Origin of the sequence: Marinobacter sediminicola (genome assembly GCF_031157525.1) — a bacterium.
GTDB classification, from domain to species: Bacteria; Pseudomonadota; Gammaproteobacteria; order Pseudomonadales; family Oleiphilaceae; genus Marinobacter; species Marinobacter sediminicola.
The window spans coordinates 1-18,705 of sequence record NZ_JAVIXR010000011.1 but is presented as its reverse complement, the minus strand read 5'-3'; the positions used below and the strand labels follow the sequence as shown (position 1 = coordinate 18,705).

Genomic DNA, 18,705 nt, shown 5'->3' with positions numbered 1-18,705 from the left:
GAAAACGCCACCACCGGTTCCGGTTGGTGGCGTTTTTGTTTGTGTCCTTTGTGACTTATAGTTTGGTGCACGAAGTAATTGGGCAGGCCCTTCCAAAACACGCTGTGAATACATCCCTGTACGCTCGGCTCCGCCATCCATGGCTCCGCACGGTTTTGGAGAGGCCTGCCCAATTACTTCTTCCCGGTACTTGATAGAGGCTCGCAAAAATGAAACGGCAACTACCCCATATCGCTTTTCTCGGTATTGGTCTCATGGGCACTCCCATGGCCCGTAATCTGCTGGATGCAGGTTTCCCCATGACTTTATGGAATCGCACTACCAGCAAGTGCGAGCCGTTTGCCAGTGAGGCAAGGGTAGCTGAGAGCTCCGTTGATGCAGTGCGAACCGCCGATGTGGTAATCACCATGCTGGAAAACAGTGATGTGGTGGACCAAGTGTTGGTTGCAAGTGGCGCTATGGCAGCTTTAAAGCCGGGTGCCCTGGTGATTGATATGAGTTCCATTCAGCCATCGGTCGCTCGTCGGCATGCTGCGCTTGCGATGGAGCAGAGCGCTGGCTATGTGGATGCGCCGGTTTCTGGTGGCACGCTGGGTGCTCAGGAAGCGCGGTTAAGTATTATGGCGGGCGGCTCAGAGGAAGATGTTTCCAGAGCTTTGCCCGTGTTTGAGGTGCTGGGTAAGTGCACGAGAATCGGGCCGGTTGGAGCCGGGCAGCTTGCCAAATTGGCTAATCAGGCGATTGTTGGAATTACTATTGGCGCGGTGTCTGAAGCTTTGTTGCTGGCTGCCAAGGGCGGGGCTGATCCGGCGGCAGTGCGGGAGGCGCTTATGGGCGGTTTTGCCGGCAGTCGGATTCTGGAGTTGCATGGCCAGCGTATGATCGATCGGGATTTTGCGCCCGGCGCGCCAGCGCGGATACAACTGAAGGACATGCGGATGATTCTGGATGAGGCCCGGGCAGAAGGATTAACGCTACCGCTGGCACAACAAGTGCACAACGGATACCTCTCGTTGGTCGCTAATGGCCACAGTGATGCAGACCACAGCGGCCTGCTGCTGGAGTTGGAGCATATTAACCGCACCCGTCTTGGTGCTGCCGGCTCAGGTTCGAAGGAGTAACTGCCATGCCGCGTTTTGCTGCAAACCTTTCGATGTTGTTTACAGAAGTGCCGTTTACCGAGCGTTTTGCCAAAGCGGCGGAGGCCGGGTTTGCGGGTGTGGAGTATCTCTTCCCCTATGAGTGGCCGAAAGAGGAGCTGCGTAAAGCGCTGCAAGATAATGGTTTGACTCAGGTTTTGTTCAATCTACCCCCGGGCGACTGGGCTGCAGGCGAGCGCGGTATTGCTTGCTTGCCAGACAGGGTCGATGAGTTCCGCGCCGGGGTGGACCAGGCCATCGAGTATGCCCTGGCGCTGGGGTGTAAGCAGCTGAACTGTCTGGCTGGGTTGAAGCCGGTGGAGCTGGATGACGGTACGGCCTGGCAAACGCTGGTGGCGAATGTGGCCTGGGCAGCGGATAAGCTGGAGGGCGAGGGTATTACGCTGTGCGTTGAGGCCATAAATTCACGGGTCGATATGCCCCGTTTCTTTCTTGATACGTCCGCCAGAGCCATGGCGCTGATTGAGGAAGTGGATGGCGATAACCTGCGCCTGCAATATGACATCTACCACATGCAAATCATGCAGGGTGACCTGGTGCGATCCATGGAGTGTTTGCTGCCGTGGATCGGGCACATCCAGTTTGCCGATAATCCAGGGCGACATGAGCCGGGAACCGGTGAAATTAACTTTTCGAATGTTTTTTCCGCCATTGATAAAATGGATTATGACGGCTGGGTAAGTGCGGAGTACCTGCCCTCCGGGGCTACGGCAGATAGCTTGCACTGGTTGCGGTCATAGTACCGACCGTCGCCATTGGCGACACCCTCTTACAAGATCGTAACTGGCCGGTGCTCCAAGTTATTCGTACTCTGTTGTTAATGTAATCCGCTATCAGGAGGGGATCCGGTGAAAGCGCTGGTAATCGAAGACGATCAGGACGTAGCAAATTATCTTGTTAAAGGGCTGAAAGAATCAGACTTCGTGGTTGATCATGCTGCCGATGGCAAAGACGGCATGATGATGGCCGCCAGTGAAGAGTACGACATCATGATTGTCGATCGCATGCTTCCAGGCATGGACGGGCTCTCTATTATCAAAACGGTTCGTGCAACTGGAAACCAGGTGCCGGTTCTTATCCTCAGCGCGCTGGGCGATGTAGACGATCGTGTTGAAGGTCTGCGGGGTGGCGGTGATGATTACCTTACCAAGCCTTTCTCTTTTACTGAGCTTCTTGCCCGGATTGAGTCGCTGGTTCGCCGGAACCGCCAGTCGGCGGAAACTGAAACCGTGCTGCGCGTAGCCGATCTGGAAATGGATCTGCTGGCCCGCACAGTGAAGCGCTCCGGTCAGAATATTGATGTGCAGCCCCGGGAATTCCGGTTGCTGGAGTATTTGATGCGCAACGCCGGCCAAGTAGTCACCCGGACCATGCTGCTGGAAAAAGTCTGGGATTATCACTTTGATCCCCAGACCAACGTGATCGACGTGCATATAAGCCGTCTCCGGGCAAAGATTGATAAGGAATTCGAAACACCCTTGCTGCAAACCGTCAGGGGTGCAGGGTACATGTTACGTGAAACTGCTTAGCCAGCTCAGGACATCGTCCTTCCAGCTTGCCCTGCTGTATATGGTGGTGTTTGCCACCTCGGTATTTTTATTACTGGCCTTTATTTACTGGCGTACAGCGGGTTTTATGACCGCTCAGACCGACGAAACCATTGAAGCGGAAATCGCCGGACTGGCGGAGCAATACAGAGGGCGCGGTGTAAACGGCCTGATCACGATTATTCGTGAGCGGGTTGCCCGCGATCCCAATGCAAAAACCATCTACTTGCTGACCACCGAAGACTTCCTCAAGCTGGCCGGCAATCTGGAAACCTGGCCAGAGGGCAGTCCCTCAGAAGGTGGTTGGGTTAACTTTACGCTCAGCTCAGCTGTGGGCTGGAAAGGGCCAGAGCGCCTGGCCCGGGCCCGAATATTTGAAGTTCAGGGCGGCTTGCGGCTATTGGTGGGTCGGGATGTTGACGAACTCACCAGCCTCAAAAGAGTAATTGAGACGGCCATTAACTGGGGCATGGGGATCACCCTTGCGCTGGCACTACTCGGTGGCTATTTGATGAGCCGAAATACCATTCGCCGCATAGAGGTCATCAACAATACCTCCCGGCGAATAATGAACGGACACCTCTCCCTGCGTATACCTACCCGTGGCACTGAGGACGATTTCGATCAGCTTGCAGAAAACCTGAATCAGATGTTGGACAGGATTGTTTATCTGATGGAAGGTATCCGCCATGTGTCTGACAGCATTGCCCACGACCTTCGTACGCCTCTCACGCGATTGCGGAACCAGCTTGAAAACACCCTGATGTCCGTCGACAACGATGAGGCCCGTGAGCAGGCAGGCCGCGCTGTTGCAGAGGCAGATCAGCTTCTGGCAACGTTTAATGCACTGCTGCGCATCGCGCGTCTGGAGACGAAAGGTAACTCGTCTGATATGAAGCGGGTGGCTTTGGACGAATTGGTGTCTGATGCCTGTGAGCTCTATGAGGCGGTGGCAGAGGATAAAGATCAGGCATTTGAGCAGTCTCTTGAGCCAGGTGTGGTACTTGAAGGCGACCGGGACCTGTTATTTCAGATGATCAGTAACCTGATCGACAACGCAATAAAATACACGCCTGAGCACGGTGCCATTGGTGTGGCTGTGCGGAGAGAGGGCGATGATGCTGTTTTCGAAGTCAGCGATAGTGGTATTGGTATTCCGGACGATGAGAAAGATCAGGTATTCCAGCGATTTTATCGGGTTGGTAAAAGCCGTTCGCTACCCGGCAATGGCTTGGGGCTAAGCTTGGTAAGTGCCGTGGCGGAAATCCATAAGGGGCGGATCATACTTAGCGATACCGATGAAACTCAGCAACCGCCAGGGCTGACAGTTTCTGTGTACATGCCCGCGCTTACCCGTGTGCGCAAACGCATACGGGCTACTCAAGCGGAGCAGGCACTCGCGTCGACCACCGATGACGCAACGGGCGCCAAAGAGGCCGACCGCGCCTGAGCATCAGTGGCTTGGGCGGAACCGGTTCACTTGCGACATAACCGGTGCGATCAGCGCATCGGTGCGGGTCTCGAATTGCTGGGTGATGCGCTCAAACTGAGAACGGCGAAGGTTTAGGCGCACCTGAATGCTGTCCCACTCACCTTCCAAGTGTTTCTGCTCTGTCATCAGAAACGCCGCAATATTGTGACGGTTAATTTTTCCGGTAATGCCCATTTGGTCGAGGCGAAAGCCCAGTGCATCTACGCCTTCAAGAGCCATGTTCAGCAGCTTCTGTGTGTTCATTTGTGCTATCTCCATAACTGGAAGCGGATCTAAGGTTTGATGCCATAACGCTATCCCTGTCCCCTAGAGTGTACAACCTAATTTTCTGCGCAGAATTGCCGAGCCTACCCTGACCAAAAGGTAATTCATCGGCAAGGGCCAGGTAATACCGGGTGTGGAGAATGGGCATTGTAGATAGAAGCAAGCATTAATAGCCGCTTGCTTCTCCCTCCAGTACAGCGCTAGCCTTACCCCGTTTTTACGGGGTTTTTTTATGTCTGGCGATTAGCGTCAGGCGAGAATATCTACCCGGGCGCGCTACTTATCGTATGCAATAGAGTTGATATGCCAGGTGATTGTGCCGGCATCGGTTCGCACCTCGGCCTCGTCGCCCACTTCTTTTTTCAGCAGGGCCCTGGCCATCGGTGAGTCGATGGAAATGTAGTCATTGCGGTTGAATATCTCATCGTAGCCAACGATTCGGAACTTCAGGGTTTTGCTATCGTCGTTTTCAACTTCTACCCAGGCCCCGAAAAATACTTTTCCTTCCTGATCCGGGTGGTACTCCACTACTTTCAGATTGTCCAGGCAGCGTCTCAGGTAGCGTACTCGGCGATCAATCTCTCTGAGTCGTTTCTTGTTGTACTGATAGTCTGCGTTCTCACTGCGATCGCCAAGGCTGGCCGCCCAGGTAACTTTTTTGGTGACCTCCGGGCGCTCAAATCTCCAGAGTTCGTCGTGTTCTTTTTGCAGATCATCGTAGCCCTGCCGGGTGATAAGTGGCGTCTTCAAGGCTGCTCCTGTTGTTCAAAGAGGGTGCGTAACGGGCGGTCCTATTTAACAGGGCCAGTGAAAGTTGTCACAAAACGGTCAATTAACTGAGAAACACGCCCGGTTTGGCGATAGACTGATCGAAAATTGACACATTAATAAAAAGCGTGTCTTCGAGGGTGAATCTCATGAGTCTCTTGCATCGTTTTATCAGAGCGCCGGAATTGATGCGTTCCGGTTTGGTTTCTGCCGTTTTCCTGCTCATGGTAACAGGATTGGCCAGTGCGCAGACCAGTCCTGGCGAGAGCCAGCTGTTTGAGGTTGAACAACGGTCAACGCTGGAAACTATCCCTTTTCGCTCCATTGCTGAAGATGCGCTGTCGGACACGGTGATAGAGGGCGGTTTGGCTGCGCCAGCTGAGGGTGTCCCTGTGCAACAAGCGGGTGCTGATGACTTCTATCTCGACCCCTTGGCGATACAGCCTGGGGATGGCCGTACGGATCTCGGGCGTTCTCAGATACCGGTAGAGTTTCGCTTCAGCAATCCAAAATCTCTTCCCGGGCAGACACACAGCAATAACTATGTGATTCGTCCGCCAGAAAATCGCACCTACGAAGCCCTTAATGTGAATATGAACGGCCGCTGACAGGTCCGGAAAATATAGGGATGCGTTGAATAAAAGGTGTTGTGATCCCGGCAGAGTTTCTGCCGGGATCGAAAAGCAGCGACGGCTTACTTCAGGGCTTCGAGTTTGTCGATGTACTTCTGCATTGCGTCATCTTTCGACATGCCTTTGCACTTTTCCCAAGCGTCGTACTTGGCGCGGCCAACAAAATCCATCATGCCCGGGCGCTTGCCGGACACATCGCCTTCGGTGCCCTGCTTGTACAGTGCGTAGAACTCCAGCTTCATCTCGTTGGATGGTTTGAAATCGCCTTCGGCATTTTGAATGTAGTTTACGGCTTCTTCGAAACGGGTTTTCACGTCGCTCATATCAATCTCTTCCTTGGTTATTGTGAAAGTACTTTGAAGCTTTAACTATGGGTTTCAGGAGTATAGCTACGACGCCAGGTGCCGTCATTGACCAAATTTACCAAGGCTATGGCCAGTAGGTCATAAGTACACACATGGGGACAAACACTTTGGCAAAAGTTTGCCCGCGCGCACAGTTTGCGTCATTGCTGGCCAATTTTTGCTTGAGAAACCTGATCCACGTGTGTACAGTTTTGCCGTTGCGTACCAGGATGGTGCGCACGAAGGACTGAACAACTGCAAATGATTTGCACAGGGAGCAAGCCATGTCGTCTAAAGACGGTTCTGTCGCGCCTAAAGAGCGCATCAATATCAAGTATGTCCCCGCCACCGGAGATCAGCAGGCTGAAACCGAACTGCCGCTGAAGATGTTCGTCGTTGGTGATTTTAAAGGACACGCCGAAGAAACCCCCATCGAAGAACGCAAAGCCATTTCCGTCGACAAGAACAACTTCCGTTCTGTCATGAAGGAAGCCGGCCTTACGTTATCCACTACTGTATCCAACCAGCTGGAAGATCAAGCCGACGAACTGCCGGTCAACCTCGAATTCCAGTCCCTGGATGACTTCTCGCCCGATAGCATTGCCCGCCAGGTTCCCGAGATGAAGAAACTCATCGAGCTGCGGGAAGCGCTGGTTGCCTTGAAAGGCCCGTTGGGTAATGTGCCTTCGTTCCGTTCCAAGCTGCAGGAATTGCTGGATAACGACGAAGCTCGTGAAACCCTGTTGTCTGAGCTGGAACTGGCGACAGACGGCGAGTAATCGATGCTGCCGCTTGTACGCGGTACACAACATCAAATATCAATCACGTACTGAAGGGATGTGGTATGTCTGATACTGCTGCGCAGCAATCCGCTGCCTCCGAATCTGTAATGGAAGGCTCGTTGCTCGACCAGGTAATGGCCAATAGCCGTATGGCGCCGGCTGACGAGGGCTATGATGTAGCCCGCAAAGGCGTCGCAACGTTTATTGCCAACCTGCTGAAAAGCGAAGAGAAAGGCCAGCCGGTCAACAAGGCACTGGTTGACCAGATGGTGGTAGAGCTGGATCGCAAGATCAGCGCCCAGATGGATGAAATTCTGCACGCGCCCAAGTTGCAGGAACTGGAGTCCTCCTGGCGCGGCCTCAAGCTGATGGTTGATCGCACTGACTTCCGCGAAAACATCAAAGTGGATATTTTGCACGCCACGAAAACCGAACTTCTCGAAGACTTCGAGTTTGCTCCCGATGTGACTCAGACCGGCTTCTACAAGCATATATATTCCACAGAATACGGCCAGTTCGGCGGCGAGCCTGTCGGTGCGGTTGTTGGTAATTATGCGTTCACACCGTCTACCCCGGATATGAAGCTGCTGCAGTATGTATCGTCTGTTGGTGCTATGGCCCATGCGCCTTTCCTGTCCTCGGTTGCGCCATCATTCTTTGGCGTAGACAGCTACCAGGAATTGCCGGCGATCAAAGAGCTGAAAGCCGTTTTTGAAGGCCCGAAATACGCCAAGTGGCGTTCCCTGCGTGAATCCGAAGACGCCCGCTACCTTGGCCTGGCTTCGCCACGTTTCCTGCTACGGGTGCCTTATGACCCAAGCGAAAACCCGGTACGCAGCTTCAACTACAAGGAAGATGTCTCCGGCGATCACGAGCATTACCTGTGGGGCAATACCGCCTACCTGCTGGCTACGCGATTGACTGAGAGCTTTGCCAAGTACCGTTGGTGCCCGAACATCATCGGCCCACAAAGCGGCGGTGCTGTGGAAGACCTGCCGGTTCACCTGTTCGAATCCTTCGGCCAGCTGGAAGCGAAGATCCCGACCGAAGTACTGATCACCGACCGCCGTGAATACGAAATGGCCGACGAAGGGTTTATCTCCCTCACCATGCGTAAGGGTAGCGATAACGCCGCATTTTTCTCAGCCAACTCCGTACAAAAGCCCAAGCAGTTCCCGAACACCAAGGAAGGCAAAGAAGCGGAAACCAACTACAAGTTGGGCACCCAGCTGCCTTATATGATGATCGTTAACCGCCTTGCTCATTACATCAAGGTGCTGCAGCGTGAGCAGATCGGTTCCTGGAAAGAGCGTCAGGATCTTGAGCGCGAGCTGAACACCTGGATTCGCCAGTATGTAGCCGATCAGGAAAACCCGCCGGCCGAAGTACGCAGCCGCCGCCCATTGCGCGCAGCTCAGGTAACGGTTTCCGATGTAGAGGGCGATCCGGGCTGGTACCAGGTGTCTTTGGCCGTGCGTCCGCACTTCAAGTATATGGGGGCCAACTTTGAGCTGTCGCTGGTAGGCCGTCTGGACAAGGATTAATCCGTGTTCAGTGGTGATGCACAACCCATGGGAGGCAGCCTGTTCGAACGATTGGAGCAGGCTGGCTCTCCGGAAGGGCAAAGCATAGGGGAGGTCACCCATGTGGTGGCTTCCATCAAACGCCACCTGGTTCGACTGCTCAATGCACATCCCGGCAATAGCGCCTGTGCGCCAGAGCTGGGACTGCTGGACTTCAACGATGCGACTCTGGGTACCCACGATCTGAGTATCCAAATCCGCAGCGCAATCCGGCAGTGTATTGAGAAGTACGAGCCCAGAGTAAAGCGGGTTGATGTGGTTGCTTTGCCCCAGGGACCGGATCCTTTGCAGTTGCGGTTTCAGGTAACGGTTTATCTTAATGTTGGCTCTAAAGACGATAAAACCACCATCGATTTGTTGCTGGATGACAAGCGGTATTATCGGGTGATGTAACCAGGCTGGGACTTTGGTGGAGTGAGCGGGTGGGGATGCTTTTCTTCTGGGAAAAACAACTCGCTTCGCTCAGACATCTTTTTCCCGCCAGAAAAGCATCCCCACCCACTCTTTCGAACATTGTTGCAGTTGTTCAGGTGTAGTTGGATGAAGTTGAATCGGTTTTACAGGGATGAGTTGAGCTTTCTAAGGCTGCAGGGGCGGGAGTTTGCTGAGGCTCACCCGCAGCTTACCCGATTCTTGTCAGAACAAAGCACTGATCCCGATGTGGAACGGTTGCTTGAAGGCTTTGCGTTTTTGACTGGAAAGCTACGGGAGAAAGTCGAGGACGAGTTTCCGGAGTTAACGCATTCGTTGTTGAACATGCTTTGGCCGAATTACCTGCGGCCAGTCCCAAGCTGCACCATTATGCGGTTTGATCCGCAGTTGCATTCCATCAGTGAGCGACAAAGGGTTGAGCGGCACACGGAAATAAAGAGTCGGCCTTTGGGGGATTCCACGCGCCAGACTCAGTGCCGGTTTCGTACTTGTCGGGCGGTCGATGTGTTTCCCATAAGTGTTGCCGATGCTCATGCCGAACATTCCCGGGAAGTCTCGTCGATGACCGTGGATCTGGCGTTGCATACAGATCAGCCATTGAGCGCCTTGGATCTTGATAGCCTGCGCTTCTATCTGGGCGGTGATAACCACACGGCTGAAACACTGTATTTGTGGCTGAACCACTACCTCAGCCGAATGGAGTTGGTCGTTGGCGACTCCGTTTTCAGTCTGCCAACGTCTTTGTTGAAACCGGTTGGCTTTGCCAGTGATGAGGCGCTTTTGCCTTATCCGAAGAACGCTTATTCCGGCTATCGGATTCTTCAGGAATACCTGAGTTTTCCCGAAGCCTTCCGGTTCGTGGATATCACTGGCTTGAAGAACCGTTTGCCTGTAGTCCAGGCAGACGAGATCAGTCTGCGCTTTCATTTCAGCCGGATTCTGCCGCCGGATGCGCGGATTCGGGCAGAGAATATGCAGCTTTACTGCACGCCGGCGGTGAATCTGTTTACCCATGAGGGGGAGCCGGTGGATCTTAACGGGCGTCAGACGGAATACCGGATTCTGGCATCGAGCCGGTCGCCGGATCATTTTGAAGTGTTCAGTATTCAGCAGGTGGAAGGCTGGCTGGAGGGTCGTTCGGGGCGGGGCGAGCGTCGCCTGTATACGGCTTTCGAGAGCTTTCAGCACGAAGTTGAGCGGGATCGCGGTCGCACAGCCCTGTATTACCGGGTTCGGGCGAAGGACAGCGTGCGTGGTGATGGCTTTGATCACTATATGTCGTTCGTCCGCGGTGATGAATCCGAGTGTATGGATCGGCAGGAAGCGATTTCCCTGACGCTGACCTGCACCAACCGGCAACTGCCGCAACAGCTGGCGGTTGGGGAAGTTTGCATGGCTACCGAAACCACGCCGGCGTTTGCGTCCTTCAGCAATATCACCCGTCCCACCGCTACCTTGAGGCCGACTCTGGATGGCAGTCTTCTGTGGACGCTGATTTCCAATCTGTCGCTGAACTATCTTTCCATGCTGGATGTGGATGCCCTGCGCACCGTATTGCGTGTGTATGATTTCCGCGCACTGGTGGATCGCCAGGCGGAGCGGGTGTCCCAGAAGCGGTTGGCGGGTATCAGCGCCATTGAAACCAACCCGGTGGACAAGATGATCCGGGGGCTGCCGGTGCGCGGGATTCGTTCGGTAATGAAGCTGGATCAGCAGGCTTTTGCTTCAGAAGGCGATTTGTACCTGTTCGGCACCGTACTCAGCCAGTTCTTTGCACTTTATGCCAGTATCAACGCATTTCACCAACTGGAAGTGGTGAATACAGACAATCAGGAACGGTATACATGGACGTTACAGCAAGGTCAGCAGCCGCTGATGTAGCCGGCCTGCAACCCGTTCTGGGCAATGCGCGGCGCTACAGCTTTTTTCAGCTGGTGGATCTCATTCACCGGCACCACGGTGACGATCTGGAAGGCGGTCGCGACGAGCAGCCACGGCAGGAGCGTATCCGGTTTTCCGCTTCGGCAGGCCTCGGATTTCCCGGTAGCGATGTGGTTTCCGCCCTGTCGCCAGAGCATGAACACGGTCCCTACCACATGGAAGTGAGCTTTCTGGGGCTGCACGGCTCCCAGTCGCCGCTGCCGGGTTACTACCTTGAGGATCTGGCCTGGGAAGCGGGTCAGGATTTGGGTATTCGCCGGCATTTTCTGGATTTTTTCAATCACCGGCTGGTTACCCTGTTTCATCGGTCATGGCGCAAATACCGTTATTACGTGCGCTTTCGCCCCGGCGCGTCGGATGGATTTTCCAAACTGATTTATTCCCTGACCGGGCTTGGCGACAGCCGCCTGCGGGAAGCCACACCGGTTAACTGGTCAAAAATGCTGGCCTATTCTGGCCTGATGGCAGGTCGAAGCCGGTCTCCCGAGGTGGTCAGCGGCATCATTGGGCACTGTTTTGATCTGGACGATGTGAGCATCGAACAGTGGGTGTTGCGCAAGGTGGCCATTGGCGAGGATCAGCAAACGCAGCTTGGCAGAAGCAACGCCACCTTGGGGAATGACACCCTGGTGGGCTCTCAGGTTCGTGATCGCAGTGGCAAGTTCATTCTGCGGATTCGCAATCTCAGTCGTCAGCGTTTTGCCGACTTTTTGCCCAATGGACAGGATCACCAGCGCCTGGTGAAGCTGGTTGAGTTTGCCACCCGCGAGCAACTGGCCTACGACCTGGAGCTGCAGATGCGTGGTCAGGATATCCGACCCATGCAGATGGGAGAGGACATACGGCTGGGCTGGAACTCGTTTGTGACACCTGAGAAATCCGAAATCCGGCCCGCCGTGCGGATTCAGATACGCCGTTAATATGAAAAGGAACGCAATCATGGAAGAGCGGCAGATAACCAGACTGAAGCTGACGGTCACCAACCCCGGTACAACACGAAGTGGGGCAGGCGTTGAGCACAGCTTTGGCCCCAAAGGTGGCTCTATTGGCACCGCCGAAAGTGATACCTGGCAACTGTCGGCGCACCGCACCGGCGCGGTTGCTGGCCATGCGGAGATTCGTCTCTTTGACGGTGGTTACTGTCTTATTGATCGCAGTGGCCGCACCTATATTAACAGTGCAACCCAGCCTGTTGGGCGTGGCCGCCGGGCGCGGTTGAATCAGGGCGACACGGTGAGTATTGGTCGCTACCGCATACGGGCAGAGTTAGTAGCAGTGTCATCAGGTTCGTCCACCGAACAGGAACTGGTACTCCACGAGGCGGCGGAAGACAGAAAATTGGTGGATATAGCAGAAGGAGAGTTGGTACGTGGAGCTGGGCGCGATAATGATATACAGGTAGTTGAGCCGATGGAGGGGCTGGCGCCAACAGCTGCTGAAACCCCGAGCGCTGACCCCCTGCAGCACTGGCAGAACGAGCCAGCTCATGTGAATCAGGAAGAGCGCACCTTGATGGCAAGCGAGCGCGCCTGGTTTGCAACTGAAACCGACGTAACGGATGAATACCGGGAGAATCGCGACGTGGCGATGGGTCTTCCGGTAAGAAATGGAGAGAGAGACAGGATGTCAGAAACCCATAACGGCGCATCAAGCCAGAATACTGGTGAGAAAAATGACCGCCAAAGTGATCAGAGCCGCAAACATATCAGTGCCGCCCCGCTGATGCATGGCATGGAAACGGGGCTCGACTTTGCTGATAGTGATGGGATGCAGTTGTTCCTCGAAGAAGCCGGGCAGACCCTGAAAGCGACCATTGATGGCTTGCTGGCTCTGCACCAGGGCGAAGACAGCCGGCATCAGGCTCTGCGCACGCGGCTGCAGCCCATTGAAGACAACCCCTTGCGCCTTGGCGGGGATTACGAAGAAACCGTACAAACCCTGTTTGCCAGCCAGCGCAGCCCGGTGCACTTGTCGGCGCCGGCCGCTGTACAGGAAAGCCTGCAAAGCCTTAATCACCATCAGCAGGCCACTGGCGCGGCCATCAGCGAAGCGCTGGACGCCATTCTTCATGCGTTTTCACCAGAAGCTCTGCTGCGCCGCTTCCATGGCTACCGCCGCGGCTTGCAGAAGAACGAGGATGAAGGTCGCTGGGCATGGGATATGTACCAGCACTACTACAAAGAATTGAAATCGAGTCGTCAGCAGGGTTTTGAGCGCCTGTTTCAGGAAGTGTTCGATCAGGCTTACGACCAGCATTTGCGTCAACTACAAAGGGAGAACCTGGTGTGAAAACCTGCAAATGGAAGTTGCTGACGATGGCAGTAGTATTTGTGCTTGCAGGATGCAGCACACCCTATAACGCCGTCACCAAAACCGCGAAAGTACTCTGGGACCCCAGCATTCCTGTGGGCTATCCGGAAGATCTGCCCAGCCGGGTGGATCTGACCATGGTGGCTGAGCCGGGTGTGAACCCGAACGAGTCTCTGGCACCGACACCGATTGCCTTTCAGATCATTGAAATGCGCGACAGCTCCTTGTTGATGGCCGGTGATTTCGACCAGCTTCTGAACAACCTGAAAGACTCCCTTGGTCGGAACTACATCGAGCACAGTGACTACACACTGCTGCCCGGTCAGTTCAAGTTTGTTGAGCCGTTTGAAATCAGCAAAGACACCCGGTTTATCGGTGTGATTGCCTTTTACGCCTACCCGAACCTGTCCCAGTGGAAGAAGGTAGTCAGGGTGGATCCTGTCGGTGGCCGTTACCACCTGCTGGTGAATCTGCGTGACAGGGAAGTCAAACTCAAGCGGTCGGAAGAAACCTGATGGCAGTTACAAATCGAGTGGTCTGGAGTGATGGGCTGTTTATCAAACCCCAGCACTTTCAGCAGCAGCAACGGTATCTGGAACACCAGATCAACGAGCGGTCTCTGGCGGTTTCTGACTACCTGTACGGATTTAGCGATCTGGAGCTGAACGCGGAATACCTCAGTTTCGGGCGTGTAGGTCTGGTGCGGGCCAGCGGCCTGTTCCCTGATGGCACCCGCTTCAACCTGCCCCAGGACGATGTGATGCCAGAGCCTCTGGAAATCACCGATGCATCAGTGGCGAATCAGGTTGTGTACCTGGCTTTGCCTTTGGGCAACGACAGTCTGGCCGAAGTAGAGTGGCCAGATGCGCCTGCCGCCGGGCGATTCCGGGCCCAGAGCACCGAGATCCGCGACTTGCATTCGATCGACGGCGACGCCCACATCATCGACGTGGCTCGGGTCGCGCCGCGCCTGATGCTTGAGCGGGACGACCGCAGCGCATATGCGGCTGTGGCCATTGGCCGGATTCTGGAAAAACGTCCGGATGGCAGCCTGGTGATGGATCCGAATTTTATACCCACCATGCTAAGCGTTCGGTCAGCGCCCAAATTGCAGCGGTTTGTCGGCGAAATGGCAGGCTTGATGCGCGAACGTGCGCGTAACATTGCGGAACGTGTTGGTGCGCCAGGGCAGGGCGGTGTTGCCGATGTGGCGGATTTCATGCTGCTCCAGATGCTCAATCGGGCCCACCCGAGGTTCATGCATCTGGCTCGATTGCGCCAGCTGCACCCGGAGCGTCTGTACGAAGTTCTTCTGGAACTCTGCGGCGAGTTGGTGACATTCACCGACGAAAGCCGGCTGCCACGGGAATATCCCCCCTACGACCACGACCTTCCGGAAGACAGCTTTACGCCACTGATGCAGGTGTTGCGACAATCCCTGAGTACGGTGTTGGAGCCACGGGCTCTGGCTATTCAGCTGCAACAGCGCCAGTACGGCCTGACGGTCGCGCCGGTTCAGGACGGCCAGCTGATTAATGGTGCCGAATTTATTCTGGCGGTGAAAGCCGACATCCCACTGGACGATTTGCGCAAGCAATTCACCCAGCAGTGCAAGGTGGCCTCCGTGGAGAAAATTCGCGATCTCATCAGTCTGCAACTACCGGGCATTCCGCTATCCGCCTTGCCGGTGGCGCCGCGTCAGTTGCCCTATCACGCAGGGTTTGTGTACTTCCGGCTGGACGATCAAAGCCAGGCCTGGCAGATGCTCGACAACGCCAGTGGTTTTGCCTTCCACGTGGCGGGCAGCTTCCCGGGCCTGGAAATGCAGTTCTGGGCAATCAGGAGCTAAATTATGACCAATGCACAGGTAATGGATTTACCCAATGGCAGCAGGCAGTCCGGCGGCAGTGCATTCAGTGATCTGTTGTTTGCCGACGAGCAGCCACAAAACGGCGCTTCCGGCAGCGATTTTGGCAATGACCAGTTCCAGCTCAGAGGGCTGGAAGATAACCGTTTGACGGATGCCGCCACCCCCTTACTCGGGCTGGTTATCCGGATTCGCCGGCTGGCGGATTATCGCGCCGTTGAAAGCCTCTACCAGCAGGTAGTGGATGAAGTGGCCGCCATAGACCGCGAGCTGATCGAGCAGGGCTATGAACGCCCTACCGTGGTGGCCTATCGCTACGTACTTTGCGCCTTCATTGATGAAGCGGTGCTGGGTACGGACTGGGGTGCCCACAGTGTCTGGTCGCAACATTCGTTGCTGTCGCGCTTTCACAACGAAACCTGGGGTGGCGAGAAGGTATTCGCCATCCTTGCGCGCATGGAGCAGGAGCCGGCGCGCTACAAGGACATGCTCGGGTTTATCTACCTGTGTTTGTGCCTGGGTTTTGAAGGCCGCTACAAAGTGATGGAAAACGGCCGCGACGAATACGAACAGATCTTGAGAGGGCTTCATGAGCAGCTGCAATCGCTCCGCGAAAACTCTGACCCCGAGCCTCTGGCAGACGCGCAGATCAACGTAACACCGGCGCGCAACCGGTTACGCAGTGGCCTGCCGATCTGGGTAATTGCCGGGCTGTTCGCAGCAGCCATGGCGGGAATATATAGCTTATACAACATAGCGCTGGAAGAACGCATCAGGGATGTGCTCAGCGTATTGGAACAACTACCGAAATAAGGATATCACTGTGATTCGGGTAGAACTGCCAGCGCTCATCGGGCGCCTCAACGACATTTGCCGCAATGGCCTGGAAGCCTCAGCGGCCCTTTGCATCAGCCGCCAGGGCGCCGAAATAACCCCGGCCCATTTGCTGTTCAAACTGCTTGAAACGCCGTTTTCTGACGTGCGCCAGATTCTGGAGCAAGCCGGCATTAACCATCAGGAATTCCAGCCCATTGTGGGAGAAAGCCTGAACGGCGAGCTGCAAACCGCAGAGCCTTATCCGTCGTTTTCGCCATTGTTGATCGACTTGCTGCAGGACGCCTGGCTACTGGCCTCCACCGAGCTGGGTCATCGGGATTTGCGCTCCGGCGCCATCTTTCTGGCCTTGCTGATGAACGCCGACCGCTACCTCATGCCACAGGTTAGCCAGCACCTCCGGGACATTAACCGCGAACAGCTGCGCCGCCAGTTCGACACCATGACAACAGGCTCCGCCGAGCGCCCGGAAATAGCGCAAGGCGAAGCAGGCGGGGCTCAGGTTGAGGCGGATATGGACCCGCTCAAGCGCTACGCCACCGATTTTACTGCACTGGCCCGTGCCGGAAAGCTGGACCCGGTGGTGTGCCGCGACGCCGAAATCGATCAGATGATCGACATCCTCTGTCGCCGACGCAAGAACAACCCCATCGTAGTAGGGGATGCGGGAGTTGGTAAAAGTGCCATCGTGGAAGGCCTCGCCTTGCGCATCGTCAATGCCGAAGTACCTGAGCGCCTGCAAAAGGTAGAGCTGTGGACTCTCGACATGGGCGCCCTGCAGGCAGGAGCCTCGGTAAAAGGCGAGTTTGAAAAGCGCCTGAAAGGCGTGATTGAAGCGGTAAAAGCCTCAACCACCCCCATCATTCTGTTCATCGACGAAGCCCATACCTTGATTGGTGCTGGCAACAGCGAAGGCGGCTCTGACGCCGCCAACCTGCTCAAGCCTGCACTGGCTCGTGGTGAACTGCGCACCATCGCCGCAACCACTTGGCGCGAATACAAAAAGTACTTCGAAAAAGACCCGGCCCTCAGCCGCCGCTTCCAGCCGGTAGCATTGGACGAACCCAGTCCGGCGCAGGCTGTACACATTCTCCGTGGCCTGCGCACCGTGTATGAAAAAGCCCACCAGGTACTCATCGCCGACAGCGCCCTGAAAGCCGCCTCTGAAATGTCCGCCCGCTACCTGGCAGGCCGACAGCTCCCGGACAAAGCCATCGACGTATTGGACACTGCCTGCGCCCGGGTTAGTCTCAACCTGAGTACGCCACCGCGCAAACTCAGCCACGTGCGCAGCGAATTGCACCAGCTCTCCATGGAACTGGAATTGCTGAACCGTGAGCACACCCTCGGCCAGAGCGTCGACACAGACCGGGAAGCCGAGCTGGAGCAACGCATTGCCGAACTGAACGAGCAGTCCGCTGAACTGGAAGAAAGCTGGAACACCCAGCGCGACATGGTCGCCCGCCTGGTAGACATCCGCGAACAACTGCTCAACCCGGCGGACGTTCAGGAAGCCATTGCAGAAGACGAAGCGGAGACCGCAGTCAGGCCCGAACAGACTGGCCTGGAAGAACACCCCAGCCTGCAAAACGAAGCCGCTGCCCTAGAACAGGAACTGGCAGAACTGCAAGCCGACGAACCGCTGGTGCACGCCCGGGTAGACGCCCGCCAGATTGCCGAAGTCATCGCCGACTGGACCGGCATCCCCGTCAACAGCATGACCACCGACGAACTGGAAAAAATCACCCACTTGCCGACGTACCTGCAAGCCCACATCAAAGGCCAGGACACCGCCATTGATTGCCTGCACCAGCACCTGCTCACCGCCCGCGCCGATCTCCGCCGCCCCGGCCGCCCCATGGGTGCCTTCCTGTTGGTGGGCCCCAGCGGCGTGGGCAAAACCGAAACCGTGGTACAACTGGCCGAACTCCTCTACGGCGGCCGCCAGTTCCTCACCACCATCAACATGTCCGAGTACCAGGAGAAACACACCGTCTCCCGCCTCATCGGCTCACCCCCAGGCTACGTCGGCTATGGCGAAGGCGGCATCCTCACCGAAGCCATCCGCCAGAAACCCTATTCCGTGGTGCTGTTGGACGAAGTCGAAAAAGCCCACCCGGAAGTCCTCAACCTCTTCTACCAGGCCTTCGACAAAGGCGAACTGGCAGACGGCGAAGGCCGGTTGATCGACTGCAAAAACATCGTCTTCTTCCTCACCTCCAACCTCGGCTACCAGACCATCGTCAACCACGCCGAGGAGCCAGAGAAAATCGAAGAAGCCCTGTACCCGGAACTGGCCGACTTCTTCAAACCCGCGTTGCTGGCAAGAATGGAAGTCGTACCTTACCTGCCGCTGGGCGAAGACACCCTCAACCGCATCGTCGGCGACAAACTGGAACGCCTGGCCCAGCAAATCCGCGACCGTTACCACACAGAAGTGGTGATGGAAGAAGGCCTGGTAGAAGCCATCCGCAGCAGAGCAACCAGAAGCGAAAACGGTGCGCGCATGTTGGAGTCGATCATTGAAGGTGAGCTGTTGCCGCCAATCTCGTTGGCGTTGCTGGAGAAACTCGCTGCAAAAGAGCCGGTAACCAAGGTCACACTTGGTGTAGACGACAACAAATTCACGGGAATAGTAGCTTAGCGCTGAGGCCTCCTGAATTGTAGCGCACCGCGGGGTTGAGCTTTCCAAAACCCTGCGGAGCCATGGATGGCGGAGCGGAGCCTACAAGGACGTATTCACGGCGTG

The 18,705-nt window shown here is 55.7% G+C and carries 18 protein-coding genes; 15 read left to right on the top strand and 3 right to left on the bottom strand.

Annotated features, from left to right (window positions below):
* Window positions 1-209 precede the first annotated feature (209 nt).
* From RG807_RS14150 to RG807_RS14135, 4 genes are all read left to right on the top strand, one after another.
* Window positions 210-1,121: an NAD(P)-dependent oxidoreductase gene (locus RG807_RS14150; protein ID WP_309045465.1), complete on the top strand. Its 912-nt coding sequence runs from the start codon at window positions 210-212 to the stop codon at window positions 1,119-1,121.
* Window positions 1,122-1,126: 5 nt separating this feature from the next.
* Window positions 1,127-1,900, top strand: a complete 774-nt coding sequence (gene hyi / locus RG807_RS14145; RefSeq protein ID WP_309045464.1) for a hydroxypyruvate isomerase — start codon at window positions 1,127-1,129, stop codon at window positions 1,898-1,900.
* A 108-nt stretch (window positions 1,901-2,008) separates the two neighbouring features.
* Entirely contained in the window at window positions 2,009-2,689 is a 681-nt protein-coding gene (locus tag RG807_RS14140; RefSeq protein ID WP_100637889.1) for a winged helix-turn-helix domain-containing protein, read from the top strand.
* Window positions 2,676-4,157, top strand: coding sequence for a HAMP domain-containing sensor histidine kinase (locus RG807_RS14135; RefSeq protein WP_309045463.1), 1,482 nt, complete (start codon window positions 2,676-2,678; stop codon window positions 4,155-4,157). Before RG807_RS14140 ends, RG807_RS14135 begins: the two co-directional genes overlap by 14 nt.
* Before the next feature lie 3 nt (window positions 4,158-4,160).
* Here the strand turns inward: RG807_RS14135 and RG807_RS14130 are convergent, their stop codons facing one another.
* Both RG807_RS14130 and greB read right to left on the bottom strand, forming a co-directional pair.
* Window positions 4,161-4,442 (bottom strand): hypothetical protein, encoded by a 282-nt coding sequence (locus RG807_RS14130; protein WP_309045462.1) that lies wholly within the window; start codon window positions 4,440-4,442, stop codon window positions 4,161-4,163.
* 297 nt (window positions 4,443-4,739) lie between these two features.
* The gene (gene greB / locus RG807_RS14125) at window positions 4,740-5,213 is read right to left on the bottom strand and encodes a transcription elongation factor GreB (RefSeq protein WP_309045461.1); all 474 of its coding nucleotides are present in this window, start codon (window positions 5,211-5,213) and stop codon (window positions 4,740-4,742) included.
* A gap of 167 nt (window positions 5,214-5,380) precedes the next feature.
* Between greB and RG807_RS14120 the strand changes: the two genes are divergently transcribed.
* Window positions 5,381-5,839 (top strand): hypothetical protein, encoded by a 459-nt coding sequence (locus RG807_RS14120; RefSeq protein ID WP_309045460.1) that lies wholly within the window; start codon window positions 5,381-5,383, stop codon window positions 5,837-5,839.
* An 86-nt stretch (window positions 5,840-5,925) separates the two neighbouring features.
* Here the strand turns inward: RG807_RS14120 and RG807_RS14115 are convergent, their stop codons facing one another.
* Window positions 5,926-6,186: an acyl-CoA-binding protein gene (locus RG807_RS14115; protein WP_298452054.1), complete on the bottom strand. Its 261-nt coding sequence runs from the start codon at window positions 6,184-6,186 to the stop codon at window positions 5,926-5,928.
* Between the two features lie 305 nt (window positions 6,187-6,491).
* Between RG807_RS14115 and tssB the strand changes: the two genes are divergently transcribed.
* From tssB to tssH, 10 genes are all read left to right on the top strand, one after another.
* Complete coding sequence (gene tssB, locus RG807_RS14110) at window positions 6,492-6,986, top strand: type VI secretion system contractile sheath small subunit (protein WP_309045459.1); 495 nt, start codon at window positions 6,492-6,494, stop codon at window positions 6,984-6,986.
* A gap of 65 nt (window positions 6,987-7,051) precedes the next feature.
* Window positions 7,052-8,533, top strand: coding sequence for a type VI secretion system contractile sheath large subunit (gene tssC, locus RG807_RS14105; RefSeq protein ID WP_309045458.1), 1,482 nt, complete (start codon window positions 7,052-7,054; stop codon window positions 8,531-8,533).
* Window positions 8,534-8,560: 27 nt separating this feature from the next.
* Entirely contained in the window at window positions 8,561-8,965 is a 405-nt protein-coding gene (tssE, locus tag RG807_RS14100) for a type VI secretion system baseplate subunit TssE (RefSeq protein ID WP_309045553.1), read from the top strand.
* 147 nt (window positions 8,966-9,112) lie between these two features.
* Window positions 9,113-10,885 (top strand): type VI secretion system baseplate subunit TssF, encoded by a 1,773-nt coding sequence (tssF, locus tag RG807_RS14095; RefSeq protein ID WP_309045457.1) that lies wholly within the window; start codon window positions 9,113-9,115, stop codon window positions 10,883-10,885.
* The gene (gene tssG / locus RG807_RS14090) at window positions 10,849-11,865 is read left to right on the top strand and encodes a type VI secretion system baseplate subunit TssG (protein WP_309045456.1); all 1,017 of its coding nucleotides are present in this window, start codon (window positions 10,849-10,851) and stop codon (window positions 11,863-11,865) included. The genes tssF and tssG overlap by 37 nt, the downstream gene beginning before the upstream one ends.
* 19 nt (window positions 11,866-11,884) lie before the next feature.
* Window positions 11,885-13,234 (top strand): type VI secretion system-associated FHA domain protein TagH, encoded by a 1,350-nt coding sequence (tagH, locus tag RG807_RS14085; protein ID WP_309045455.1) that lies wholly within the window; start codon window positions 11,885-11,887, stop codon window positions 13,232-13,234.
* The gene (tssJ, locus tag RG807_RS14080) at window positions 13,231-13,770 is read left to right on the top strand and encodes a type VI secretion system lipoprotein TssJ (RefSeq protein WP_309045454.1); all 540 of its coding nucleotides are present in this window, start codon (window positions 13,231-13,233) and stop codon (window positions 13,768-13,770) included. The genes tagH and tssJ overlap by 4 nt, the downstream gene beginning before the upstream one ends.
* Window positions 13,770-15,104, top strand: coding sequence for a type VI secretion system baseplate subunit TssK (gene tssK / locus RG807_RS14075; RefSeq protein ID WP_309045453.1), 1,335 nt, complete (start codon window positions 13,770-13,772; stop codon window positions 15,102-15,104). Before tssJ ends, tssK begins: the two co-directional genes overlap by 1 nt.
* A 3-nt stretch (window positions 15,105-15,107) precedes the next feature.
* Window positions 15,108-15,935, top strand: coding sequence for a type IVB secretion system protein IcmH/DotU (gene icmH / locus RG807_RS14070; protein ID WP_309045452.1), 828 nt, complete (start codon window positions 15,108-15,110; stop codon window positions 15,933-15,935).
* The gene (gene tssH, locus RG807_RS14065) at window positions 15,901-18,600 is read left to right on the top strand and encodes a type VI secretion system ATPase TssH (protein ID WP_435404680.1); all 2,700 of its coding nucleotides are present in this window, start codon (window positions 15,901-15,903) and stop codon (window positions 18,598-18,600) included. Before icmH ends, tssH begins: the two co-directional genes overlap by 35 nt.
* Window positions 18,601-18,705: the final 105 nt, after the last annotated feature.